At 65.7% G+C, this 25465-nt stretch carries 23 protein-coding genes; 21 read left to right on the forward strand and 2 right to left on the reverse strand.

Annotated elements, in window-relative coordinates; translation table 11 throughout:
• Positions 1 to 15 precede the first annotated feature (15 nt).
• Genes QQZ18_RS14950 through QQZ18_RS14965 form a run of 4 tightly spaced genes read left to right on the forward strand, consistent with a single transcriptional unit; the run spans position 16 to position 5618 of the window.
• Complete coding sequence (locus QQZ18_RS14950) at positions 16 to 2979, forward strand: methyl-accepting chemotaxis protein (protein ID WP_284541712.1); 2964 nt, start codon at positions 16 to 18, stop codon at positions 2977 to 2979.
• A 56-nt stretch (positions 2980 to 3035) separates the two neighbouring features.
• Positions 3036 to 3887 (forward strand): CheR family methyltransferase, encoded by an 852-nt coding sequence (locus QQZ18_RS14955; RefSeq protein ID WP_284541713.1) that lies wholly within the window; start codon positions 3036 to 3038, stop codon positions 3885 to 3887.
• Between the two features lie 3 nt (positions 3888 to 3890).
• Positions 3891 to 4535 carry a chemoreceptor glutamine deamidase CheD gene (locus tag QQZ18_RS14960; protein ID WP_284541714.1) on the forward strand — a complete coding sequence of 215 codons (645 nt, stop codon included), beginning with the start codon at positions 3891 to 3893 and terminating at the stop codon, positions 4533 to 4535.
• 9 nt (positions 4536 to 4544) lie between these two features.
• The gene (locus tag QQZ18_RS14965) at positions 4545 to 5618 is read left to right on the forward strand and encodes a protein-glutamate methylesterase/protein-glutamine glutaminase (RefSeq protein ID WP_284541715.1); all 1074 of its coding nucleotides are present in this window, start codon (positions 4545 to 4547) and stop codon (positions 5616 to 5618) included.
• Between the two features lie 14 nt (positions 5619 to 5632).
• On the opposite strand, the gene QQZ18_RS14970 is transcribed toward QQZ18_RS14965, so the two are convergent.
• Entirely contained in the window at positions 5633 to 6166 is a 534-nt protein-coding gene (locus QQZ18_RS14970) for a gamma carbonic anhydrase family protein (protein WP_251753909.1), read from the reverse strand.
• A gap of 186 nt (positions 6167 to 6352) precedes the next feature.
• On the opposite strand from QQZ18_RS14970, the gene miaB reads away from it, so the two are divergent.
• From miaB to QQZ18_RS15045, 15 genes are all read left to right on the forward strand, one after another.
• The gene (gene miaB, locus QQZ18_RS14975) at positions 6353 to 7831 is read left to right on the forward strand and encodes a tRNA (N6-isopentenyl adenosine(37)-C2)-methylthiotransferase MiaB (protein ID WP_284541716.1); all 1479 of its coding nucleotides are present in this window, start codon (positions 6353 to 6355) and stop codon (positions 7829 to 7831) included.
• 61 nt (positions 7832 to 7892) lie between these two features.
• Positions 7893 to 8906 (forward strand): PhoH family protein, encoded by a 1014-nt coding sequence (locus tag QQZ18_RS14980; protein ID WP_284541717.1) that lies wholly within the window; start codon positions 7893 to 7895, stop codon positions 8904 to 8906.
• Positions 8903 to 9403, forward strand: a complete 501-nt coding sequence (gene ybeY, locus QQZ18_RS14985; protein ID WP_284541718.1) for an rRNA maturation RNase YbeY — start codon at positions 8903 to 8905, stop codon at positions 9401 to 9403. The genes QQZ18_RS14980 and ybeY overlap by 4 nt, the downstream gene beginning before the upstream one ends.
• A 66-nt stretch (positions 9404 to 9469) precedes the next feature.
• A complete protein-coding gene (locus QQZ18_RS14990; protein WP_284541719.1) occupies positions 9470 to 10504 on the forward strand; it encodes a hemolysin family protein in 1035 nt (344 codons plus the stop codon).
• 159 nt (positions 10505 to 10663) lie between these two features.
• Entirely contained in the window at positions 10664 to 12292 is a 1629-nt protein-coding gene (gene lnt / locus QQZ18_RS14995; RefSeq protein WP_284541720.1) for an apolipoprotein N-acyltransferase, read from the forward strand.
• Positions 12293 to 12440: 148 nt separating this feature from the next.
• Positions 12441 to 12854, forward strand: a complete 414-nt coding sequence (locus tag QQZ18_RS15000; RefSeq protein ID WP_284541721.1) for a helix-turn-helix domain-containing protein — start codon at positions 12441 to 12443, stop codon at positions 12852 to 12854.
• Positions 12855 to 13151: 297 nt separating this feature from the next.
• Positions 13152 to 14327, forward strand: a complete 1176-nt coding sequence (metK, locus tag QQZ18_RS15005; RefSeq protein WP_284541722.1) for a methionine adenosyltransferase — start codon at positions 13152 to 13154, stop codon at positions 14325 to 14327.
• 101 nt (positions 14328 to 14428) lie between these two features.
• Positions 14429 to 15160, forward strand: coding sequence for a tRNA (guanosine(46)-N7)-methyltransferase TrmB (trmB, locus tag QQZ18_RS15010; RefSeq protein ID WP_284541892.1), 732 nt, complete (start codon positions 14429 to 14431; stop codon positions 15158 to 15160).
• Between the two features lie 163 nt (positions 15161 to 15323).
• Entirely contained in the window at positions 15324 to 15917 is a 594-nt protein-coding gene (gene rimP, locus QQZ18_RS15015) for a ribosome maturation factor RimP (protein WP_284541723.1), read from the forward strand.
• 93 nt (positions 15918 to 16010) lie between these two features.
• Complete coding sequence (gene nusA, locus QQZ18_RS15020) at positions 16011 to 17609, forward strand: transcription termination factor NusA (RefSeq protein ID WP_284541724.1); 1599 nt, start codon at positions 16011 to 16013, stop codon at positions 17607 to 17609.
• Between the two features lie 50 nt (positions 17610 to 17659).
• Positions 17660 to 18358 (forward strand): RNA-binding protein, encoded by a 699-nt coding sequence (locus tag QQZ18_RS15025; protein WP_284541725.1) that lies wholly within the window; start codon positions 17660 to 17662, stop codon positions 18356 to 18358.
• Positions 18359 to 18431: 73 nt separating this feature from the next.
• Positions 18432 to 21101, forward strand: coding sequence for a translation initiation factor IF-2 (gene infB / locus QQZ18_RS15030; RefSeq protein WP_284541726.1), 2670 nt, complete (start codon positions 18432 to 18434; stop codon positions 21099 to 21101).
• A gap of 52 nt (positions 21102 to 21153) precedes the next feature.
• Positions 21154 to 21666, forward strand: a complete 513-nt coding sequence (locus tag QQZ18_RS15035; protein ID WP_284541727.1) for a hypothetical protein — start codon at positions 21154 to 21156, stop codon at positions 21664 to 21666.
• Between the two features lie 117 nt (positions 21667 to 21783).
• Positions 21784 to 22221, forward strand: a complete 438-nt coding sequence (gene rbfA / locus QQZ18_RS15040) for a 30S ribosome-binding factor RbfA (protein ID WP_284541728.1) — start codon at positions 21784 to 21786, stop codon at positions 22219 to 22221.
• A gap of 95 nt (positions 22222 to 22316) precedes the next feature.
• Positions 22317 to 22955, forward strand: coding sequence for a glutathione S-transferase family protein (locus QQZ18_RS15045; RefSeq protein WP_284541729.1), 639 nt, complete (start codon positions 22317 to 22319; stop codon positions 22953 to 22955).
• Between the two features lie 2 nt (positions 22956 to 22957).
• On the opposite strand, the gene QQZ18_RS15050 is transcribed toward QQZ18_RS15045, so the two are convergent.
• Positions 22958 to 23791 (reverse strand): EamA family transporter, encoded by an 834-nt coding sequence (locus QQZ18_RS15050; protein WP_284541730.1) that lies wholly within the window; start codon positions 23789 to 23791, stop codon positions 22958 to 22960.
• A gap of 122 nt (positions 23792 to 23913) precedes the next feature.
• On the opposite strand from QQZ18_RS15050, the gene truB reads away from it, so the two are divergent.
• Both truB and rpsO read left to right on the forward strand, forming a co-directional pair.
• Positions 23914 to 24888 carry a tRNA pseudouridine(55) synthase TruB gene (gene truB, locus QQZ18_RS15055; protein ID WP_446728652.1) on the forward strand — a complete coding sequence of 325 codons (975 nt, stop codon included), beginning with the start codon at positions 23914 to 23916 and terminating at the stop codon, positions 24886 to 24888.
• A gap of 151 nt (positions 24889 to 25039) precedes the next feature.
• On the forward strand, positions 25040 to 25309 hold the full coding sequence (gene rpsO, locus QQZ18_RS15060) for a 30S ribosomal protein S15 (RefSeq protein ID WP_284541732.1): 270 nt from the start codon (positions 25040 to 25042) through the stop codon (positions 25307 to 25309).
• Positions 25310 to 25465: the final 156 nt, after the last annotated feature.

The following is a 25465-nucleotide window of genomic DNA, read 5'->3' on the forward strand; positions in this document are numbered from 1 at the left end:
CCAGGAACTGACATCATGTCACTCACCTCGCTGAAACTTCGTACCAAGATCGGCTTGATCGTCGCGCTGATGAGCCTGCCGATCGTCATCCTCGGCTGGCTCTACGTCAGCAAGAGCGAGGAAGGCGTGGCCGCTGCACGGACAGAAACCGCCGGCGTCACCTATGCCGTCGCCGTCTGGGAATCCATCCGGGGACTCGCCGTCTCCGCGCTTGACGACGCGGCGCCTCCCGCCACGGTTCTTTCAAACGTTCCCGACCTGCAGGGGCTTGGCAGCGCCAACGATGCCGCGTTCGGCATAGCCAAGGAGGCGAGTGCCTTCACAAGCGCTCTCGCGAGCTATGATTGGCCGCGCAGCCACATCCCGTTCGACGAGCGACTGCCCCAGTCGGTCAACGCCGGCCTCGACCTCATGGCGGCCATCTCCAACGGTTCGGGTCTCGCCGTCGATACCGAGGTCGACCACAACTATCTCGGCCAAGCCCTCATGAACCGCGTCCCGCGCGTACTCTGGTACCGCGTGGCGATCACCGGCAAGATCCGTGCGATGTCGCGGTCCAGCTCCGTCTCGGTTGCCGATCTCGGGCTGCTGAAGTCGCAGATCGCCCTTTTCAAGGAGGCTTCGGACGGTGCCACGGCCGCTCTGCAGGTCGCCAAGTCCTACAGCACCGACGGCCGCATCGAGAGCCTCAACGAGCAGATCGGCGCCTTCGTCGACATCGCGCCCCATTTCGTGAGCGAGGCGGAAGCGGTCGCCACCGCCTTCGAGACGGCCTCCACGCCGCAAAGCGTAAGCATCTCCAGCTTCATGGACGCCACCAAGGCGCAGGCGCAGGCCAGCCAGGCCCTCTGGCACAGCGGCGCCACCACGCTGACCGCCATGCTCGATGACCATGCCGCCGGGCTGCGCAGCGCCCTGTTCACGACGCTCGCCGTGATACTGGCGGCCGTCGTCGTGGCCCTCGCCGCCAGCATCTTCTTCTCCTTGCAGATCACCCGCGGTGTCGGGCGCATGATCGGCTACATGCACCGGATCACCGCCGGCGACTACGAGTTCGAGGTCGAAGGCGCCGATCGCAAGGACGAGATCGGCACCATCGCCGGCGCCGTGTCGATATTCCGCGAGAACGGTCGCCAGGTTGCCGAGCTCACCGCCAACTACAAGGGACAGGCCGACGCCATCCGCCTGTCGCAATCGGTGCTGGAACTGGCGATGGACGGCACTGTCGTCGACGCCAACGAGATCTTCTGCCGGATCTTCGGCTACACGATCGACGAGATCCGGGGCAAGCCGGCTGCGATGTTCGCCGATGCCGCTTCCCGGGAGAGCGCCGAATACAAGCTGATGTGGGAGAGCCTGCAGCGTGGCGAGCACGTCACCGGCCAGTACAAGCGCGTCGGCAAGGGCGGCCGGGAGGTCTGGCTCGAGGTGTCGTTCAACCCGATCATCGGTCTCGACGGCAAGCCGTTCAAGATCGTCCAGATCGCGACCGACGTGACCGCCCAGCGCCTGCAGTCGGCCGACTTCGAGGGACAGATCGCCGCCATATCCAAGGCGCAGGGCATCATCGAGTTCTCGCTGGACGGCAAGGTGCTCAATGCCAACGAGAACTTCCTCAACACGCTCGGCTACACGCTGGCCGAGATCAAGGGACAGCATCACTCGATCTTCGTCGAGCCGGCCTATCGCGCATCGGTCGACTACCGGATGTTCTGGGAGAAGCTCGGCCGCGGCGAATACGACACCAACCAGTACAAGCGCATCGGCAAGGGCGGCCGGGAGGTCTGGATCCAGGCGTCCTACAATCCGATCCTCGACATGAACGGCAAGCCGTTCAAGGTGGTCAAGTACGCCACCGACGTCACCGAGCAGGTGCGCTCGGCCGAGGCACTGCAGGCGGCGGTTCGCGAATCCAAGGAAGTGATCGAAGCCGCGCGTGGCAACGACCTCACCCGGCGCGTGCCGCTCGACGGCAAGACCGGCGAAATCGCCAACCTCTGCGAGGGCATCAACACGCTGCTCGATACCATGTCGACGGTCGTCGCCGACATGATGGACGCAGCGACCACCATCTCCAATGCCGTGGCGGAGATCTCGTCGGGAACCACCGATCTGTCCCAGCGGACCGAACAGCAGGCCTCGAACCTCGAGGAAACGGCCGCGTCGATGGAGGAGATGGCGGCGACCGTCAAGCAGAACGCCGACAACGCCCAGCAGGCCAACCAGCTCGCCGCCTCGGCGCGCGGCACGGCCACCGATGGCGGCGATGTCGTCGGCAAGGCAGTCGGGGCCATGAGCCGCATCGAGACCTCCTCGCAGAAGATCTCCGACATCATTTCGGTGATCGACGAGATCGCCTTCCAGACCAACCTCCTGGCTCTCAATGCGGCCGTCGAGGCGGCGCGCGCCGGCGATGCCGGCAAGGGCTTCGCGGTGGTCGCCTCGGAGGTTCGTTCGCTTGCCCAGCGCTCGTCCGGCGCCGCCAAGGATATCAAGGCGCTGATCGTCGAGAGCGGCGCCCAGGTCAAGGACGGCGTCAAGCTGGTCAACGACGCCGGTACGGCGCTGAACGAGATCGTCGGTTCGATCAAGAAGGTGGCGGACATCGTCTCCGACATCGCCGCGGCGAGCCGCGAGCAGTCGGCGGGCGTGGAGGAGATCAACAAGGCCGTCACCCAGATGGACGAGATGACGCAGCAGAACTCGGCGCTCGTCGAGGAGAACGCTTCGGCGACGCGCATGCTCCAGGAACAGGCCGAAGCGATGCATGGACGGATGTCGGCCTTCCGACTGACCGACTCTGTCCGGTCAGCCCGGGCGACCGTTGACGATCGCCGCGAAGCACGATCCGCCGTCAGGACAGCGCCGCGCCCGGCTCAGCCGAAGAAGGTGGCAGTGGGTGGCGGGCGCACCGCGCAGCGCCTGCAATCCGACCTGCATGCGGCCTTCGAGAGCGACGCCGACTGGAAGGAGTTCTGAGCGCACCGAACAATCGGGCCGCGGCGTCGTCGCGGCCCAGTTCCACCGGAGCAAATATGGCCGCACTCAGTACCGCCCCGGAGCATCGCGAGTTTCCCTTCTCGCTGAAGGAATATCGCCGGCTCTCCGCGTTCGTCCACGGCCGAACGGGCATCACTTTGCCCGATCACAAGATCAACATGGTCTATTCGCGGCTGACGCGACGCCTGAGGGAGCTCGGCTTCTCAGCCTTTGCCGAATACTGCGACTATTATTCGAGTCCCGAGGGCGAAGACGAGATCGAGTATCTCATCAACGCCCTCACGACCAACCTGACACGGTTCTTCCGCGAAAAGCACCACTTCGATCATCTCGCCGAGAACCTGTTTTCCGACCTGTCGACCGACGGAGCCAACGGTCGGACACGCATGCGCATCTGGTCCGCCGGCTGCTCGACCGGCGAAGAGCCCTACTCGATCGCCATGACCTATCGCGAAGCGGCTTCAGCGCGCGTCAAATGCGACACGCGCATCCTGGCGACCGACATCGACAGCTCCGTGGTGGCGCGCGGCGCGTCCGGTCGCTACGGCAACCAGTCGGTGGCCGAGCTCGGCAAGGCCCGGCGCTATCGTCACTTCACGGACGTCAGCGGCAGCGAGTGGCAGGTTCGACCCGAGCTCAGACAACGGATCGCCTTCAAGCAGCTCAACCTTCTGGACGCATGGCCGATGAAGGGACCGTTTGACGCCATCTTCTGCCGTAACGTCATGATCTACTTCGACAATCCGACCAAAGCCCGGCTGGTGCAACGCTTCGCCGACCTGCTGGCGCCCGGTGGTTGGCTCTACATTGGCCATTCCGAGACCATTCTCGACCAGAAAACGGTTTTCCGCCTGCGCGGTCCGACCATCTACCAAAAGGGTACCTGAGCGATGTCCTTCGCCGGCCAACCGAAACCAACCGTACGCCAGGAGGGCGACGCCGCCCCGCTCCGGCAAGCCGCCCCGCGCACCCACGACTGGCGGAGGGGCATGCAGACGGTGCGCGTGCTGCCGGGAGAGGCGTATGTGACGGCGCGCGCCGAGGAGATCATCGTCACCGTCCTGGGCTCCTGCGTCGCCGCCTGCATCCGCAATCCGGCAACCGGATTTGGCGGTCTCAACCACTTCATGCTGCCCGAAAGCGACTCCGGCATGTGGAACGGCGCCAGCGCCGCCCTGCGCTATGGCAACTATGCCATGGAGGTGCTGATCAACGAGGTGCTGAAGTCCGGCTGCGAGCGTCGCGACCTGGAGATCAAGCTCTTCGGCGGCGCCGACCTCACGGACGGGCCGACGCTGATCGGCTCGTCGAACGTGTCCTTCGTGCTCGACTATCTCAACGCCGAGGGGCTCGCGATCGCCTCCGCCGATCTGGGGGGCTGCTACGGCCGCCGAATCCACTACAATCCCTCGACCGGCGTCGTACACAGGCTTCTGCTCGGCACCGCCACCCACCCCGAGTTCGTCGACGAAGAGCATTCCTTCAAGGACCGTCTCGCAAGAACAAAGGTCGAGGGCGAGGTCGATCTCTTCTGAGGTAGCATCATGCCTGGAACACCCATCCGCGTGCTCATCGTCGACGATAGCGCCCTGATGCGGGACATGCTGGCAAGCGTTCTCCGACGCGATCCGGGGATCGAGGTTGTCGGCACCGCCGCCGATCCGTTCGCCGCGCGCGACGCGATCAAGCGCCTCAATCCCGACGTACTGACGCTCGACGTCGAAATGCCCGGCATGAACGGCATCTCATTTCTCGAAAAGCTGATGGCCCTGCGCCCCATGCCGGTGGTGATGGTGTCGACGCTGACACAGGCCGGCGCCTTCAGCACCCTTCGCGCCCTCGAGATCGGCGCCGTCGATGTCGTCGGCAAGCCGGCAAAGGCCTCCGACCTCGACAGGGTCGCCGCCGAGCTCATAGACAAGATCAAGGTCGCCGCGGCTGCCAATGTCGGCGCCCACCGTGCCGCGCAGGAGAAAACGCCCCCTCGCTTCTCCACCGCTCCGCCACCGGTCGGCTGCTCGCGCACCGGCACGGTGATCGGCATCGGCGCCTCGACCGGTGGCGTCGAAGCCATCCGCGCCGTGCTCACCGACCTGCCGGCCGAAATGCCGCCGATTCTGATCGTCCAGCACATGCCGGGCCAGTTCACCGGTTCGTTCGCCAGCCGGCTCGACGGTCTCTGCGCCTTGCGCGTTAAGGAGGCCGAGGATGGCGAGGTCTTGCGTCCGGGCACGGTCTACCTGGGGCCGGGCGGCCGCCAGTTCGAGCTCGGGCATGCCGGACCCAATCTTACCTGCCGCATCGGAAGCGAAGAGCGCGTGTCCGGGCATGCGCCGTCGGTCGACGTGCTGTTTCGCTCGATGGCCCGGGTCTGCCCGATCAACAGCCTGGGCGTCATCCTGACCGGCATGGGGCGCGACGGCGCCTCGGGGCTTCTCGACATCCGGCTCGGCGGCGGCCACACCATCGGCCAGAACGAGGCGACGTCGGTGGTCTACGGCATGCCGCGCGCCGCCTACGAGATCGGCGCGGTGGAGCGGCAGCTGCCGCTGCAGGGCATCGCCCCCTATCTCACCGCCACCTTCTCGCCGGAGCCGGCAGACAAAGCGCATATCTGAGGCGGTGGAGCCCGTCAGTCGGCGATCTTGCGGCACCCAGCCTTGAAGCGCTTGAAGTTGGCGGCGTAGTTCTCCGCCGACCGCCGCAGTTTCTCGATGGCCGCGTCATCGAGCGTCCGCACGGCCCGTGCCGGCGCGCCGACGATCAGCGACCCTTCCGGAAATTCCTTGCCTTCCGTGACGAGCGCGTTGGCGCCGACCAGACTGTTGGCGCCGATCTTCGCTCCGTTCAGGATGGTGGCGCCCATGCCGACCAGCACGTTGTCGCCAAGCGTGCAGGAATGGACGATCGCCTGATGGCCGATGGTGCAGCCTTCGCCGATGGTCAGCGGAAAGCCCGGATCGGTATGCAGCGTCGCCCCCTCCTGGATGTTGGTGCGGGCGCCGACGACGATCGGCTCGTTGTCGCCGCGGATCACCGCCCCGAACCAGACGCCAACCTCGGAGCCGAGTTTCACCCGGCCGATCACATGCGCATCGGGGGCGACCCAGTAGTCGCCATCTTCGGGCAATTCGGGGGCGATTCCGTCGAGTTCGTAGATCGGCATGAGAGGGTTTCCCGGGTGCGATGAAGATCCGTCGTAGGCTCCTTGTAAGGCCAAGATGCCGACGATCAAGACGGCGCATCGGGCGAACGGGTAGCTAATCGTTCCAGAGACGGGAAGGCCCTCTCGGCCAACTTGCGCGCGATTTTGTTGGAAAACCGCCTTTCGCCGCTCCCCAAAATGCACTAGATGCCGTTATCTTTGACGGGACGGCTCCGATCGGTCGTCCCCCACGAGGGAAAGCGGGCAACGGTGACGGATAAGAAGTCTGTCTTCATCAAGACCTACGGCTGCCAGATGAACGTCTACGACAGCGACCGCATGTCGGACACGCTGGCGCCGCTCGGATATGTCACCGCCGACAGTCCCGAGAATGCCGACCTCGTCATCCTGAACACTTGCCACATCCGCGAGAAAGCCGCCGAGAAGGTCTACTCCGAGCTTGGGCGCCTGCGCGTCCTGAAGGCCGAGCGGGCTGTCGAGGGGCGGGAAACGCTGGTTGCGGTTGCCGGCTGCGTCGCCCAGGCGGAAGGCGAGGAAATCATCGCCCGCGCACCGGTGGTCGACATGGTGTTCGGCCCACAGACCTATCATCGCCTGCCCGAACTGATCGAACGGGTCCGTGCCGGCGAGCGGCCGGCTGCCACCGAAGGCAAGGCGCCGGCCCGTCCGAAAGTGGTGGAGACCGAGTTTCCGTCCGAGGACAAGTTCGACCACCTCGCCGCACCGTCCGAGACGGCGGTTCGCTCGCGCGGGGTGACGGCCTTCCTGACCGTGCAGGAAGGCTGCGACAAGTTCTGCACCTTCTGTGTCGTGCCCTACACGCGCGGCTCGGAAGCCTCGCGTCCGGTCGAGAAGATCGTCGAGGAGGCAAAAACCCTGGTGGCAGCCGGCGTGCGTGAGATCACGCTCCTCGGCCAGAACGTCAATGCCTATCACGGCGTCGACGGCGACGGCCGGACGGTGGGGCTTGCCGGCCTGCTCGCCCGTCTCTCCGAGCTGCCGCGCCTTGCCCGCATTCGCTACACGACCAGCCACCCGCGCGACCTCGACGACGCGCTGATCGCCGCGCACGGCGACAATGCCAAGCTGATGCCCTATCTGCATCTGCCGGTGCAATCGGGCTCGGACCGCATCCTCGCGGCGATGAACCGACGCCACACCGCCGCCGAATACATCGCGCTCATCGAGCGCATCCGGATGGCGCGGCCGGACATGGCGATCTCCGGCGACTTCATCGTCGGCTTCCCCGGCGAGACCGAGGACGATTTCGCCGCGACCATGGATATCGTCCGCACCGTCGACTACGCCGCCTGCTTCTCCTTCAAGTACTCGCCGCGCCCCGGCACACCGGCGGCGGCGCTCGACGATCAGGTTCCGGAAGCCGTGAAGACCGAGCGGTTGCACCGATTGCAGGCGCTGCTCGAAGACCAGCAAAGGCTTTTTGCCGAACGTCTCGTCGGGCGTACGCTGCCGGTACTGTTCGACAAGACCGGACGCCTTCCCGGCCAGATCGTCGGACGATCGCCGTATCTTCAGCCGGTGGCCGTCATGGCACCGTCGTCACTCATTGGCGAGATTGCCGACGTGACCATCGAGTCAACTGGCGGGCACAGCCTGATCGGCCGGCTCGAGGGCGAGCCAGCATCGGCCCGACGGTCGGCATGAGGCCGTCGGGACACGCACCGACCATGCCGTCGCGACTGCCGCGACCTATCCGGGGAACGCCATGACCTATGCGTCCGACCTCACCCATCTGGTGCTGGTCTTCGAGGATAACCGGTTGATCGGCCCACTCTACGGTCAGTTCGACCAGCATCTGGCCTTGATCGAGCAGAAGCTCGGCGTCGATGCGACGGCGCGCGGCAATCAGGTGACGATCCGAGGATCGCACGAGGCGGCCAGCCGCGCCCGTGACGTGCTGGAGGCGCTCTACGGCCGTCTTCAGGCCGGCCAAGCCATCACATCGGCCGACGTCGAGGGGGCGATCCGCATGGCATTGGCCGTGGGCGATCAGTTGCCGCTGCCGACCATGGACGCCGGATCGCGCCTGCAGCTCGCGGCCATTTCGACCCGGCGCAAGACCGTCGTCGCCCGCAACCCGGCGCAGGATGCCTATATCCGCGCAATGGAGCGCTCGACGCTGGTGTTCGGGCTCGGTCCTGCCGGTACCGGCAAGACCTACCTTGCCGTGGCCTATGCTGCGGCCTTGCTCGAACGCGGGGAGGTGGCGCGCCTCGTGCTGTCGCGCCCGGCCGTCGAAGCCGGCGAGCGGCTTGGCTTTCTACCCGGCGACATGCGCGAGAAGATCGACCCCTATCTTCGCCCGCTTTACGATGCGCTTTACGACATGATGCCTCCCGAGCGGGTTGAGCGGGCGCTCACCTCCGGCGCCATCGAGATTGCGCCGCTGGCCTTCATGCGCGGCCGTACGCTGGCCAATGCCGCCGTCATCCTCGACGAGGCGCAGAACACCACCTCGATGCAGATGAAGATGTTCCTCACCCGCCTCGGCGATGGCTCGAAGATGATCGTCACCGGCGACCCCAGCCAGGTCGACCTGCCGGCGGGACAGGTGTCCGGCCTGGTCGAAGCCAGCCGCATCCTCACCGAGACGCCCGGCATCGTCCAGGTGCGGTTCACCCACGAGGACGTGGTGCGCCACGAACTGGTCGCGCAGATCGTCAAGGCCTATGACGACGACAGCCGGCAGCGGCTGGCCGCCCGCGGAGAGAAGGCATGAGCGTGATCGCCGTCGACATCCTTGCCGACAGCCCGCTGTGGGGTGAGGCCGAGGACTGGCGTGCCGATATCGAAGCGGCCGTCGCCATGGCGGCGGCGGCGGCCGATGCCGAGATCGCCGACGACGCGGAACTGTCGCTTCTGCTTGCCGACGATGCTGCGATCCAGGTGCTCAATCGCGATCACCGTGGCCTCGACAAGCCGACCAACGTGTTGTCCTTTCCCCAGGACGATCCGGAGGCGGATGCCTACGGGCCTCTTCTCGGCGATATCGCGGTGGCCCATGAAACGGTGGCGCGCGAAGCGCTCGAAGAAGACATTTCCTTTCGGGACCATTTCCTGCACATGATCGTGCATGGATTCCTGCATCTCGTCGGTTATGATCACATGAACGACGACGAAGCCGAGGAGATGGAGAGCCTGGAAACGGCCATCCTCGCCCGGCTTGGTATCGCCAACCCCTATGCCGACGCGCCGATGGGCGGCGCCGGCCACTGAGGGACGGCATTATCGGGGCGTCCGCCAGCGGCCGGGAGGGTCTGCGGGCGGCGCGGAAGAAGGACGATGAGCGACAGCGACAGTCATAGTACGGGCAGTCAGAGTATGGCCGCGGCGGCCCAGGCGGGCGTTTCGGCCGAGGGTGGGACAGGTTCAGGATCGAGCTGGCTGGCGCGATTGCGCGAGGCTTTCGGCTTCAAGACCTCGGCGACGCTCCGACAGAATCTCGAAGAGGCACTCAGCCAGGAGGACGCGCTCGATGCCGCCTTCTCGCCCGAGGAGCGGACGCTGATCCGAAATATTCTTCGCCTCCGGGAAACGCGCGTCGCCGACGTGATGGTCCCGCGGGCCGACATCGCCGCCGTCGACGCCGATACGACACTGGCCGAGTTGCTCGGGTTGTTCGAGGCGTCCGGCCATTCGCGCATGCCCGTCTACCGGGAGACGCTCGACGACGCCATCGGCATGGTCCACATCAAGGACCTCATCACCCACATCACCGGAAAGGCGCGGATCGACGCCACCGCCGAAGAGGACGATGTCCGGCTCGATGTCGGCAAGGTCGACCTCGACATCACGCTCGAGGCGGCGAAGCTGGTGCGCGCCGTGCTGTTCGTGCCACCGTCCATGCCCGCCACCGACCTCCTGCAGAAGATGCAGGCGACCCATATCCAGATGGCGCTGGTCATCGACGAATATGGCGGCACCGACGGCATCGTTTCCATCGAAGACGTGGTCGAAACCATCGTCGGCGAGATCGACGACGAACATGACGACGAGGACGGACCGCTGGTCAAGACGGTGCAGGACGGCGTCTATCTTGCCGATGCCCGCGCCGATCTCGACGATGTCAGGGCGGAGATCGGGCCGAGCTTCTCATTCGCCGACTACGACGAGGACGTCGACACGCTCGGCGGCCTGCTGTTTGCCGCCCTCGGCCGAATTCCGGTGCGTGGCGAAGTGATCGCCTCCGACGATCTGCCGGGCTGGGAAGTCGAGGTCCTCGACGCCGATCCGCGCCGCATCAAGACGGTGCGCCTCGTCGCGCGGCCTACCGAGCCGGCCGAAGCGACCGAACCTTCCGAGATGGGCGCCGCCTGACGGGCTGCGTTTCCGGTAGCCGCGACGGTCGCCGAGCCTGATCGCACACCGAACGGGTGCCGGAGGCCGCCAACGCGGCTTCCGGCCATTCCCTCCCCGACGACGACCGGCTATTGCTTCGGACGGAACGACCGATTCGCCGGTACGGGAAGAGGCGAGATGTTTGAAACCTTTGCCCATCGTCTCCTTCTTCTCTGGGGATGGCCGCGGCGCTTCGCAGCCCTCGCCGCCGGCGCGCTTTCGGCGCTTGCCCTGGCTCCCGTGCATGCCGCCCCAATCCTGTTCCTGACGTTGCCGGCTCTGGTGATCCTGATCGATGGCGCCGTCGTGGCGGGACCGCGCGGCGTTCGCCGCCTGAGGCCGGCGGCGATCACCGGCTGGTGGTTCGGCTTCGGCTACTTCCTTGCCGGCCTCCACTGGGTGGGCATCGCCTTCTTCGCCGAAGGACGATCGGCTCTCGTGCCGCTGATGCCGTTCGCCGTCGTCGGGCTCGCGGCGGGCCTCGCCCTGTTCACCGCCCTGGGTACCTTCGTGGCCCGTCTCCTGTGGAGCGACGGTCCGACACGCATCTTCGCGCTCGCCTTCGGGCTCGGTGCCTCCGAATGGTTGCGTGGCCACGTGCTAACCGGCTTCCCTTGGAACCTTTTCGGACAGGCGGTCGCCTTCACAGACGTGACCGCGCAGGCAGCGAGCGTGGTCGGCGTCTATGGGCTGACGTTGGCCGGAATAGCCGTGTTCGCTGCTCCGGCATTGTTTGCCGACGATCGGGGAAGCCGCCCCTGGTTGCGGCGATTGACGTTGACGCTGGTCCTGGCGCTTGCGGCGGCCGATATCGGTTGGGGTATCTACAGGCTTTCGGGCGCCGCGCCGGTGGGCGAAGCGGCGATCGCCGATGCTCGCATCCGCATCGTCCAGCCGAACATCGATCAGGCCGTCAAATGGTCGCCGGAAAAAAGGCAGGAGGCACTCGACAAGCTGGCGACGCTCTCGGATCGGCGAACCGATCCCGAGACGCTGGGCGCCATGTCGTTCTCGGAAATCGTCTGGCCGGAAACAGCGCTGCCCTTTTTCCTGACCGAGGACCCGCAAGCGCTCGCCCGCATCGCCGACCTGCTGTCGCCGGGAACGATCCTTCTGACCGGAGCTCCGCGCGTCGAACCCATCGACGATCTGGCCGAAGGCGGACGTCGCTACTACAACTCGCTGTTCGCCATAGACGACACCGGCGCCATCCGCGCCGCCTACGACAAGGTGCACCTTGTCCCCTTCGGCGAATACATGCCCTTTGGATCCTTGGTGAGCCGGCTGGGCGTCGGCGAACTCTTCCGCGGCATCGGCGGCTTCTCGCCCGGACCTCGCCGCACGCGCATCTCGCTTGCCGGCCATCCGTCCTTCTCGGTGCTGATCTGCTATGAAGCGATCTTCCCGGGCGAGGTTCTACCGGAAGGCGACCGCCCCGACTATTTCGTGAACATCACCAACGATGGCTGGTTCGGTCACAGTGTTGGTCCCTACCAACACTTAGATGCTGCCCGTATGCGCTCGATCGAAGAAGGCATACCGATGGTTCGCGCAGCCAATACCGGCATATCTGCAATCATCGATGCCTATGGCAGGACGGTTGCAAGTCTACCTCTCGGCGAGGAGGGCGTGCTGGACGGTTTCGTGCCATCCGACCGGCCCAAGTCTTTCTCTCAACGAGCAGGGTCACCTTTTCTCTTGATCTTTAGCGTCTTTTTCATCTTGCTGTCAGTTCTCGGAAATGGAAAACGTAGATCCGGGAGTTGACAACTTCTCGTTCAGAGACAACAATCTCAGCGCGCAACGATCCCTTTGTGGTTCGTTTGCCAAGAAATGGGCCGCAAGACAAAAAAACAAAGACCGCGCCTTGCGAGCCTCATCGATAACCGCGGATCAATCCGCAGACGAGACCAAAATGGCCAGCAAGAAGTCCCCCAATCCCATTGACATACATGTCGGCAGCCGCGTGAGGCTTCGCCGCATGATGCTCGGAATGAGCCAGGAAAAGCTGGGCGAAGCGCTCGGCATCACGTTCCAGCAGATCCAGAAATACGAGAAGGGCACCAACCGCGTCGGCGCCAGCCGCCTGCAGCATATCGCCACCGTCCTCAAGGTGCCGGTGTCCTTCTTCTTCGAGGATGCGCCTGGCACGCCGGAAGAGGCTGCCGGTTTTGCCGAGACCCCCAGCCACTCGTATGTCGTCGACTTCCTGTCGTCGACCGAAGGCCTGTCGCTCAACAAGTCGTTCGTGCGCATCAAGGACGCCCGCGTCCGTCGGCGCATCGTCGATCTCGTGCAGACTCTGGCCTCCGAGGATGGCGAGGCCTGAGCAGTCGCATTTTAAGCCATGACGGGTTGCCTCGGCGTCGGGTCGAGGCAACCCGTTTTGCATTTCTGGTAACCCGTTCGGCGGGAAACGGGGTTGCTGACACTGCCCTTGGAGGAGAATATTTTCCCAGTCGCCGTGGCACGGAACGCACGGTGCGATGCAAACGCGCGCAAGCAAACGGCTGGCGCTTGCGCTTTTCCCGGCGGCTTGCGAAAAGGATGCGCCGCGCTGGATCAATCCCGCGACAGACCAGCCTTCCGTCGACCGCGTCGACGTCTTCTTTGAGGGGTCAACCCTATGTCCCGCCAGAATTACCTCTTCACTTCCGAGTCCGTCTCGGAAGGCCATCCCGACAAAGTCTGCGACCGCATCTCCGACACCATCGTCGACGCCTTTCTCGCCGCCGAGCCTCAGGCGCGCGTGGCGGCCGAGACGCTGGCCACAACCAACCGCGTGGTCATCGCCGGCGAAACGCGAGGCCCCAAGTCCGTCGACAACGCACTGATCGAGCATCTGACGCGTGAGGCGATCCGCGACATCGGCTACGAGCAGGATGGCTTCCACTGGCAGAACGCCGAGATCGAGATCCTGCTGCACGAGCAGTCGTCCGACATCGCCCAGGGCGTCGACGCCGCTGCGCACAAGGACGAAGGCGCCGGCGACCAGGGCATCATGTTCGGGTATGCCTGTCGCGAGACGCCCGAGCTGATGCCGGCGCCGATCTACTACGCCCACAAGATCCTGCGCGATCTTGCCGCCGTCCGCAAATCCGGCAAGGAACCGCTGCTCGGGCCCGACGCCAAGAGCCAGGTGACCGTCGCCTACGAGGGCGGCAAGGCGGTGCGGGCACCGCAGATCGTGCTCTCCACCCAGCATGCCGACGGCCTTTCGTCGGCCGACGTGCGCCGCATCGTCGAGCCTTATATCATCGCCGCGCTGCCGGCGGGTTGGATCGATGAACGCACCACCTGGCACGTCAATCCGACCGGCAAGTTCGTGATCGGCGGCCCGGACGGCGATGCCGGCCTCACCGGCCGCAAGATCATCGTCGACACCTATGGTGGCGCGGCGCCGCATGGCGGCGGCGCATTCTCCGGCAAGGATCCGACCAAGGTCGACCGCTCGGCCGCCTATGCCGCCCGTTGGCTTGCCAAGAACATCGTGGCCGCCGGCCTCGCCGATCGCGCCACGATCCAGCTCAGCTACGCCATCGGCGTCAGCGATCCGCTGTCCATCTACGTCGACCTGCACGACACCGGCAACGTCGATCCGGCCCGGATCGAGAAGGTGCTGGGCGATCGGGACTTCGTCCGCCTTTCGCCACGCGGCATTCGCGAGCGGCTCGGCCTCAACAAGCCGATCTATGCCCGGACCTCCGCCTATGGTCACTTCGGCCGGGCGGCCGAGGCAGACGGCGGCTTCTCCTGGGAGGCACTCGACCTCGTCGATGCCCTGAAGTCGGCCCTCGCCTGAGGCGGAGAAATAAGCTAGACACCGCCCCGGCAGCTCGGCTGCCGGGGCTTTTTCATTGCCGGGCGGTCAGGCTGCCCGAGTTTTGCATGCAACGGGCATCGATGAGCGACGACGACCACAGACCGGAGCACCGGCCCGGCGATCCGCGCGAGAGCGCCTTCTTCGGCCGCCGCAAGGGCAAGACGCTGAGGAAGGGACAGGCCGAGCGCCTCGAGGCGGACCTGCCCAGGCTTTCGCTGGACCTCGCGACGCCCGCTCCCCAAAACCTCGCGGAACTCTTCCCCGAAACGCCGAGCGAGATCCGCCTGGAGATCGGCTTCGGCGGTGGCGAGCACCTTGTTCATCGCGCCCTTGAACGTCCCGACGTCGGCTTCCTCGGCGTCGAGCCATTCATCAATGGCATGACCAAGGCGCTGGGACGCATTGCCGCCGAGGAGATCGCCAACATCCGCCTCAGCGGCGAGGATGGCGTCAGGGTGCTCGACTGGCTGCCCGAAGCGTCGCTCGATCGCGTGCTTCTGCTCTACCCAGACCCCTGGCCGAAAAAGCGCCACTGGAAGCGGCGCTTCGTCGGGCCGGATACCGTCGCCCGCTTCGCACGCGTGCTGAAGGATGGCGGCGAGTTCTGGTTCGCGTCGGACATCGACACCTATGTCGACTGGACCTTGCATCACGTGCGGGCCAATCCCGACTTCGTCTGGACCGCCGAGGCGCCCGATGATTGGCGCTTGCCTTGGGAAGGCTGGCCAGGGACGCGCTATGAGGCCAAGGCCCGGCGCGAAGGGCGCAGCTCGGCCTATCTCACCTTTCGACGTCTGGCGCGCTCGACTTGAGTTTTGGGCCCATCGGCAGCGGCCATTGATTTCCGCGCAAAAGCGGCCTATATGGGGTGCATCAGTTCTGATGCGCTTTACAAAGCGGGTTGGGAGTGGGTCCGAGAGGTCCCGCTCTTTTTTATTGCCCGTTACGGAGGCGCCGCGAAGGATACCGCGACCGATGACGTCCGAGGACCAGCCGCCCCTTCCGCCACTCAGCGGTCAGAGTGTCGAAACGACGCTCGACGAACCGCGTCTCGTGACCGAGACCGGCGTCGAGGCGCGGGTTGCCGCCATCATCGAGCCAGCGTTGATCGACCTCGGCTATCGCCTCGTCCGCGTGCGCATGTCCGGTCTCAACGGCGTGACGCTGCAGATCTTCGCCGAGAAGGCCGACGGCACCATGAGCGTCGAGGACTGCGAAGCGGCGAGCAACGTCATTTCGCCGCTGCTCGATGTCGACGATCCGATCGGCAAGGCCTACAGCCTCGAGATGTCGTCTCCGGGCATGGATCGCATTCTGGTGCGGCGCTCGGATTTCGTTCGCTGGGCGGGCTTCGAGACCAAGCTGGAGCTCGCCGTCCCCTTGCTCGGACGCAAGCGGTTTCGCGGTTGGCTCACCGGCGTCAAGGACGACAAGGGCGGCATGCGCCTCCTTCAGGCGCTCGAAGACGGTACCAAGGACATAGAATTCCCGCTCGACACCGTGTCGGAAGCACGGCTCGTGCTGAATGAAGCGCTGATCCGCGAGGCGCTCAAAGCGGGCAAGAGCTGAGCTTAACGGGCGGCCGGGCCGCCCGAAGGAAAAACCGGGGACATCCCCCGAAGGACGGATTAGGAACCCCATCGAGGGCAGGAGACGAAGACAATGGCCGTCAGTGCGAACCGTTTGGAACTCTTGCAGATCGCCGATGCGGTGGCTCGCGAGAAGTCGATCGACCGACAGATCGTCATCGCGGCGATGGAAGACGCCATCCAGAAGGCAGCCCGCTCTCGCTACGGTTCCGAGACCGACGTTCGCGCCGAGATCAACCCGCGTACCGGCGAAATCAAGCTGCAGCGCCTCCTGCAGGTGGTCGAGAACGTCGAGAACTTCTCGACCGAGGTCGATCTCGTCGAGGCGCAGCGCCGCAACCCGGCCGCGCTGGTCGGTGACTTCATCTCCGAGCCGCTGCCGCCGATCGACTTCGGCCGCATCGCCGCCCAGTCGGCCAAGCAGGTGATCGTGCAGAAAGTGCGCGAAGCCGAGCGCGACCGCCAGTTCGACGAGTTCAAGGATCGGACCGGCGAAGTGGTCAACGGCGTCGTCAAGCGCGTCGAGTATGGCAACGTCATCGTCGATCTCGGCCGTGGCGAGGCGATCTGCCGCCGCGACGAACTGATCCCGCGCGAGAGCTTCCGCTACGGCGACCGCATCCGCGCCATCATTCACGACGTTCGCCGCGAGCAGCGCGGGCCGCAGGTGTTCCTGTCGCGCACCCATCCGCTGTTCATGGCCAAGCTGTTCGCGTCCGAAGTGCCGGAGATCTACGACGGCATCATCGAAGTGAAGTCGGTGGCTCGCGATCCGGGCTCGCGCGCCAAGATCGCCGTCATCTCCAAGGACTCGTCGATCGACCCGGTCGGCGCCTGCGTCGGCATGCGCGGCAGCCGCGTTCAGGCCGTCGTGCAGGAGTTGCAGGGCGAGAAGATCGACATCATTCCCTGGTCGCCCGATCCAGCCACCTTCATCGTCAACGCGCTGCAGCCGGCAGAAGTCGCCAAGGTGGTGCTCGACGAGGATGCCGAGCGCATCGAGGTGGTGGTGCCTGACGACCAGTTGTCGCTGGCCATCGGCCGCCGCGGCCAGAATGTGCGTCTCGCCAGCCAGCTGACCGGCTGGGCGATCGACATCCTGACCGAGCAGGAAGAGAGCGAGCGGCGACAGAAGGAATTCAACGAGCGCACAGAGCTGTTCATGAACGCGCTCAACGTCGACGAAGTGGTCGGCCAGTTGCTGGCCACCGAAGGCTTCTCGACGGTCGAGGAGCTCACGCTTGTCGAGCGCGACGAGATCGCAGGCATCGAGGGCTTCGACGAGGAGACCGCCGAGGAAATCCAGGCGCGCGCCCAGGACTATCTCGATGCCAAGGAGCGGGAACTCGACGAGGAGCGGATCAAGCTCGGCGTCGACGATGCCCTGCGCGACGTGCCCGGCGTCACCACGGCCATGATGGTGGCCCTCGGCAAGGACGGCGTGAAGACGGTGGAAGATCTCGCAGGCTGCGCCACCGACGATCTCGTCGGCTGGACCGAGCGCAAGAACGGCGAGACCATCCGCAACAAGGGCAGCCTTTCCGATCTCGACATCAGCCGCACCGATGCAGAGGCGATCGTCATGGCGGCGCGCGTTGCCGCCGGCTGGATCGAGCCGCCGGCCGAGGAAGAGGCCGTCGTCGAGGAAGAGGTCGCCGAAGAGGCGCAATGAAATCAACGACGGAGGTCGCTTCCGGCGACCTCCCAAACGGAAAGAGGACGATGGCACCGAGGTCAGAGACGGCGGAACGCAGTTGCATCGTGACACGCGTCGCGCAGCCGCCCGAGGGCCTTGTCCGTTTCGTCTGCGGGCCGGGCGGCGTGGTGGTGCCGGATGTGCGCGGCAACCTGCCGGGTCGTGGCGTCTGGGTGACCTGCCGCCGCGACGTGGTTGCCGAAGCGGTGCGCAAGAGGGCGTTTTCGCGTGGTCTCAAGGAAGAGGCCAAGACCGACGACGAACTTCCGGAGCTGGTCGAGACACTGCTTCTCAGGGCGGCGCTGTCGGCGCTGTCCATGGCACGCAAGGCTGGCCTCGTGGTCACTGGCTTCGGTCAGGTAACCGATGCGGTCGGCAAGGGTGGTACCGTCGCCGTGGTGCACGCCCGCGAGGCGGCCGACGACGGCCGCCGCAAGATCGGACAGGCGATACGGCGGCGCTTCCGCGCTGCCGGCGCCGATGAAGATGCGAGTGAAACGCCCGGAAATGCGGCATTATGGCAACAACCGCCGCTTTCCGGCCCAAAGGTTATCGCCGGAATCTTCGCCTCGAGCGAAATGGATTTGGCATTGGGCGGCGCAAATGTGATACATGCTGCTCTGCTCGCCGGTGGGGCGAGCACCAGCTTCCTGAAATGCGCTGCAGCGCTAGCCCGTTACAGGGGCGAAGCGCCGGACACGGACTGGACAGCGAACCTTTCCTGAGGTTCGCCAATACGATTGGCCATTGCGCCGCCTTTGAAAGGCGCCGCGGCGGCCCGCGAGGATAGAGCACGGCATGAGCGATACGAAGAACACCGACGACAAGAGCACGTCCATGGCGCCCAAGAAGACGCTGACACTTTCCCGGCGCACCGTTGAGCAGGGAACGGTCAAGCAGAGCTTCAGCCATGGCCGGACGAAGGCCGTCGTGGTGGAGACCAAGAAGTCGCGCAAGCACGGCGAAGGCGGGCCGCTCGAAGGCGCGCCGGCGACGCAGACCGCGCAGCTTCAGAAGTCGATCTCCGAGAGCCTGAAGCCGCGCCGCGACGCCGCTCCCACCGCGCCGCGCGAACAGCGCCGGCCGGCACCCGGCGGCATGGTGCTGCGCACGCTCAGCCAGGATGAGATCGAGGCCCGCCAGGCCGCGCTCGCCGAAGCCATCGCTCGCGAGGCCGAAGCCCGCAAGCGCGCCGAGGAAGAGGCGAAGCGCCGCGCCGAGGAAGAGGCTCGCCGCAAGATCGAGGAAGAGGAGCGCGCCAAGCGCGAGGCCGAAGAGGCCGCCGTCCGCGCCGTCGAGGAAGCTCGCCTCAAGGCCGAGGAAGAGGCCCGCGCCAAGGCGGCGCCGGCCGACGTCGCACCGCCGAAGCCCACCGAGCCGGCCGTCGCAGCGAAAACTCCCGTTGCCGAAAAGAAGCCGGTTCCCGCTGGCGCGCCGCGTCCTGCCGCCGAGGCGGCCCCGCGCGGCAAGATCGCCGGCGACGACGAAGAAGAAAGCCCGCGCGGCAAGGTGCTCGCGGCCAAGAAGGCGCGCGTGCCGGTGCCGGCGCCGGTCAAGAAGGCCGGCGAGGACGATCGTCGCAAGGGTCGCCTGACCATTTCCGCCGCCCTCTCAGGCGACGAGGGCGAGCGCTCCCGTTCGCTCGCCGCGTTGAAGCGCAGGCGCGAGAAGGAACGTCGGGGCCAGCAGTCCGGTCCGCGCGAGAAGGTGTTGCGCGAAGTGGTGCTGCCTGAGGCGATCACCATCCAGGAACTGGCCAACCGCATGGCCGAGCGCGCCGTCGATGTCATCCGCCTGCTGATGAAGCAGGGACAGATGCTGAAGATCAACGACGTGATCGACGCCGATACCGCCGAGCTCATCGCCACCGAGATGGGGCATACGGTGAAGCGCGTTTCCGAGGCCGACGTCGAGGAAGGCCTGTTCGACGTACCCGACGACGCCGCGAACACCCAGCCGCGTCCGCCGGTGGTCACCATCATGGGCCACGTCGACCACGGCAAGACTTCGCTGCTCGATGCTCTGCGCCACGCCAACGTGGTGGCCGGCGAGGCCGGTGGCATTACCCAGCATATCGGCGCCTATCAGGTCGAGCAGAAGGGCCAGAAGATCACCTTCATCGACACCCCGGGCCATGCCGCCTTCTCGGCGATGCGTGCCCGCGGCGCCAAGGTGACCGACATCGTCATTCTGGTGGTGGCGGCCGACGACGGCGTCATGCCGCAGACGATCGAAGCCATCAGCCATGCCAAGGCAGCCGGTGTGCCGATCATCGTCGCCATCAACAAGATCGACAAGCCCGACGCCAACCCTGAGCGTGTGCGCACCGAACTGCTGCGCCATGAGATTCAGGTCGAATCGATGGGCGGCGACACGCTCGAAGTGGAAGTGTCCGCCAAAGCCAAGACCAACCTCGACAAGCTGCTGGAGATCATCCTGCTGCAGTCGGAAGTGCTGGAACTCCGGGCCAATCCCGATCGTGCCGCCGAAGGCATCGTCATCGAAGCCAAGCTCGACAAGGGCCGTGGTCCGGTGGCAACCGTGCTGGTCGATCGCGGTACGCTCAAGGTGGGCGACATCGTGGTGGCGGGCTCCGAATGGGGCCGCGTCCGCGCACTGCTCGACGACCGGGGTGCCAACGTCAATGCCGCCGGCCCCGCCATGCCGGTCGAGGTTCTGGGCTTCCAGGGCACGCCCGACGCCGGCGACCGCGTCGCCGTGGTCGAGAACGAGGCCCGCGCTCGCGAGATCACCGAATACCGCGTCCGTCAGAAGCGCGAGAACGTTGCCAAGCGGGCCTCCGGCTCGCGCGGTTCGCTCGAGCAGATGATGACCAAGCTGCAGACGGCCGGAAAGAAGGAGTTCCCGCTGGTCGTCAAGACCGACGTGCAGGGCTCTCTCGAGGCCATCGTCGCCTCGCTCGAAAAGCTCGGCAACGAGGAAGTGGCGGCTCGCGTCATCCACGGCGGCGTCGGTGGCGTCACCGAGTCCGACGTCACGCTGGCCTCGGCCTCCGACGCGGCGATCATCGGCTTCAACGTCCGCGCCAACAAGCAGGCGCGCGATGCGGCCGACCGCGACGGCATCGAGATCCGCTACTACAACATCATCTACAACCTCGTCGACGACGTGAAGGCGGCGATGAGCGGCATGCTCACCCCCGAGCGGCGCGAAACCTTCCTCGGCAACGCCGAGATCCTGGAGGTGTTCAACATCTCCAAGATCGGCAAGGTGGCAGGTTGCCGCGTCACCGAGGGCATGGTGGAGCGCGGCGCCTCGGTGCGCCTCATCCGCGACAACGTGGTTATCCACGAGGGCAAGCTCGGAACGCTCAAGCGCTTCAAGGACGACGTCAAGGAAGTCCACGCCGGTCAGGAATGCGGCATGAACTTCGAGGCCTATCAGGATATGCGGGCCGGCGACGTCATCGAGTGCTTCCGCGTCGAAGAGATTGCCCGCACGCTGTAATGACTGCCCGGCGTCCTCAGGGGCGCCGGGTAGGCTTTCTCGACGGTAAGCCATGACTGACGCCGCCGAATCCTCTTTTGCTGCACCGACATCGCGCCGCTTCGTCTTCACGACGACGGAGGCTGACGCGTTGGCACTGGAAGCGGTTCTGAAACCGGCGGATCGTGGCTGGCGTTCGCTTCTCGGATACGCTTTCGCCCTGCCGCCCCTGGTCGCGGTCTCCTGGCTGACGCGAAATGCCGAGTGGCCGCTGTGGTTCGCCGCCTTCGGTGTCGCAGGGCTTGCAGCCTGGCAGTTATCGCGCTTCGTCCTCAAGGCCGAGCGGCAACGGGCGGCGCGGAACCATCCCGTCGGCAAGGGAGAGATCGACTTTGCCGATGATCGCCTCGAAGGCACGATCGGCGGCGTTGCGATCGACATCTCCTCGGTTTCCGCCCTTCGCGTCGAGACGGATGGCAGTCATCTCTTCCTTCTCGCCGAAGGGAAGCCGGCGGTGATCCTGCCGCGCGCAGCCTTTGCCGGCGCCGCGGACATGACGGCTTTCGCAGCGATGCTCAAAGAATAGCCGAGCCGGGTTGAAGCAGCCCGCCGTGGATCTATTCTCTATGGTCCGAATTCCACGCCCTCCCCCAAAGATCGGATATCATCCGAGGGAAGAGGCGTCCAAACGAGGTTCTATATCATGGTCCAGTACGGACAAAACCAGGGGCAGGCCCGTACCCCCTCCCAACGCCAGCTTCGCGTCGGCGAACTGGTTCGTCACTCTCTCGCCGAGATACTGGCGCGCGGCGAACTGATGGACGACGAAGTGGTCCGTTTGATGATCACCGTGCCGGAGGTGCGCGTCAGTCCCGACCTCCGCAACGCGACCGTCTACATCACGCCGCTTGGCGGCGGCGACCCGAAGAAGGCCGAAAAGGCGATGACCCGCAACGCCCGCTGGCTGCGCGGCCAGGTGGCGCACCGCATCAATCTCAAGTTCGCGCCTGAACTCGTCTTCCGTTACGACGACCGCTTCGACGAAACCGCCCACATCGATGCGTTGTTGCACTCGCCCGACGTGGCGCGGGACCTCGACGAGGCCGATCGCCCCCACGACGACCAAGGCAAGGACGACTGACAGTTTCTGTCATGAGCGCAGCTGCCAGTTCCTGACGACAACAGGTTCGAAGCTCCACCGGCGCGCCGCCAGCGCGGCCGCACGGAGGGAACTTCATGACCGACGACCGCATCACGTTTCATTACGCACCCCAAAGCCGAGCCTTTGGAACCAGAGTTCTTCTCGAAGAGCTCGGCGCGCCCTATGATCTTCATGTCCTGGATATCCGGACCGGCGAGCAGCTGAAGCCGGACTATCTTGCCGTGAATCCGATGGGCAAGGTACCGGCCATCAGCCACAGGGGCGTCGTCGTGACGGAGCAGGCGGCCGTCGCTCTCTATCTCGGCGACCTGTTCTCCGGTGCGGGAATGGCGCCGACCGTCGACGACCCGCGTCGCGGTGCCTATCTGCGCTGGATGGTGTTCTACGGTTCCAGCTTCGAGCCGGCACTGGTGGACCACGCCATGAAGCGGCCGCCGCTGCCGCGCAACAACGCTCCCTATGCCGACTACGAGACCGTGGTCGCCATCGTCAACGAGCAGGTCAGGCGCGCGTCGCCCTTCTGGCTCGGCGAGCAGTTCTCGGTGGCCGATGTGCTGTGGGGCTCGGCGCTCCTCTGGGTCACCAGCTTCGGCATCTTCGAGAAGACGCCCGAAGTGGCCGCCTATGTCGAACGGGTGACCAGCCGGCCCGCATTCCGGAAGGCGCAGGCGGACGAAGCAGCGTTGATCGCCGCCCGCGACAGCGCAAGCTGACATCAGAAGAGGCGGAGGGCACCCACGCCAGCCATCACCAGCAGGGCGGCGGCGATGCGCCGCCCGCCAACCTTTTCGCCGAAAACCAAGTGCGACAGCACAAGTGCAAAGACGATCGACGTCTCGCGCAGCGCGGCAACCGGCGCAACGGGCGCTCGCGTCATCGCCCAAAGGGCGACGCCGTAGGAAAGTGTCGTCGCCGCACCGCCGACAAGCCCCAGGCCCAACGTGCGTCCGTCGAGTCGCGGCCGCGCGCGCCCGGCGAAAACCAAGGCCAGGGTGACCACACCCGTCAGCACGGCCAGCAGCAACGCGTAGGCCACCGGCGCGCCGGAAAGGCGTACGCCGCTCGCATCCACCAGGGTATAGGAAGCAATGATCATGGCGTTGCAAAGCGCGGTAATGCCTCCGGCAGCGCCCAATGGCTGGCGAAACGCCCCGAGAGCGAGTGCCCCGATACCGGCGGAGATCAGCCCGATGGCCATCCACTGCCCGCTCCTCAGGGTTTCGCCGAAGACCAGAGCGCCGGACAGGGCCACCACAAGCGGAGCCGCACCACGCATCAGGGGGTAGGCGAGACTCATGTCGGCGATGCGATAGGCCCGGGCGATCAGCAGGTAGTAGACGCTTTGGAGAAGCACCGAAGCGCCCAGAAACGGCCAGCTGTCCGGCGCCGGCAGCGGCAGAAACGGAAGGATCGAGGCGGCGACGATCGCGGCGCCGAGTGCAACGGACACCGTCATGGCGAGCTTATCGGCGGCGCCCTTGACGAGAACGTTCCAGCCAGCATGGACCAAGGCTGCGGCCAGAACGGCTGCGAAGACGCCGAGCGACATCTGGGCTCCTGAAGATTCGTCTTTGACGGCGCCGGCACCATTTCACGATCGTCGCGCCGCCGCAATCTTCGGGCCTTGCCTTCACAGGCCCTCCGGTGTAGGAGCGGCGCCTTCCGGACGAAATGTCCGCCGTCTCTTCCGCCGCTTCGGGTTCCACCCCCGGCCGGCGTACGCAGGAATCAGGTATGGCTCGCAAGAAAAAAGGCACGGTCCACGGCTGGGTGGTGCTCGACAAGCCCTATGGCATGACGTCGACGCAGGCGGTAGGCGCCATGAAGCGCATCTTCGGCACGCCCAAGGCGGGACATGCTGGCACGCTCGACCCGCTCGCGTCCGGCATGCTGCCGATCGCCCTGGGCGAGGCGACCAAGACCGTGCCCTACGTGATGGACGGCGACAAGTTCTACCGCTTCACCGTACGTTGGGGCGCGGAAACCTCGACCGACGACGCCGAGGGCGAGGTGGTGCGGGCGTCCGATCATCGGCCGACAGCCGAGGACATCGACGCCGTGCTCAACGAGTTCGAGGGCGAGATTCTCCAGACGCCCCCTGCTTTCTCGGCGATCAAGGTCGACGGCGAGCGCGCCTATGACCTCGCCCGCGCCGGCGAAACCGTCGAGCTGGAAGCGAGACCGGTCACTGTTCACCGACTCGATCTGATCGACTGCCCCGATGCGGATACCGCCATCTTCGAGGCCGAGTGCGGCAAGGGAACCTACGTTCGCGCCATCGCCCGAGACATGGGGCGACGGCTCGGTACGGCCGGCCATGTCATCGAACTCCGGCGGCTCGCCGTCGGACCGTTCGGTGAAGAAGACATGGTCAGCCTCGATGCGTTGCAGGCGGCGCTCGAGGCGGACGGCGACGCGCTGTCTTTATTGACGCCGATCGAGGCTGCTCTCGCCAACCTGCCGCAGCTCGACGTGACCTCCGACCAGGCTGTCCGGCTCAGGAATGGAAATCCGGTTCTACTGCGCGGCCGTGACGCGCCGGTCGAAGAGGACGCCGTCGGCGTGTTCGAGCGTGGCCGGCTGATGGCGATCGCCAAAGTGGAGCATGGCGAGCTGAAACCGGTCCGCCTGATCCTGCCGGATTGACGCCCGCTGCTGTCCCGGCTCCGGATTGCCGCTGGCATTCGGACCCATTTTCCTGTAGAGAAACCGCAACCTGATCATACAGGTTGCGCCGACCCGGCTGGACGACATCCCGGCCGGGCCATTTTTGTTATCCAACGACAAGGAGTCACCGATGTCGATCACTGCCGAGCGCAAGGCCGCTCTCATCAAGGAATACGCGACCCTCGAGGGCGACACCGGTTCGCCGGAAGTCCAGGTGGCGATCCTTTCCGAGCGCATCGCCAACCTCACCGAGCACTTCAAGAGCCACGCCAAGGACAACCACTCCCGCCGCGGCCTTCTGAAGCTGGTGAGCCAGCGTCGTCAGCTTCTGGACTACCTGAAGCGCAAGGACGTCTCGCGTTATACCGCGCTGATCAGCCGCCTCGGCCTGCGCCGCTGACGGTTTGCCGGAGGGGCGGTCCGCCGCCCTTCCCCTTCGCCGCTTCGGTCCTCCGAGGCGGCTCCGGTTTCCCGCCCTGAGACGAGGGCGTGGGTCCGCCCGCAGAAGCGGGCAAGAACGACAGGCGCCGTCGCCCCGCCGGGGCGAGCGCCGCTC

The sequence above is a fragment of the Pleomorphomonas sp. T1.2MG-36 genome, assembly GCF_950100655.1.
Taxonomy (GTDB): Bacteria; Pseudomonadota; Alphaproteobacteria; order Rhizobiales; family Pleomorphomonadaceae; genus Pleomorphomonas.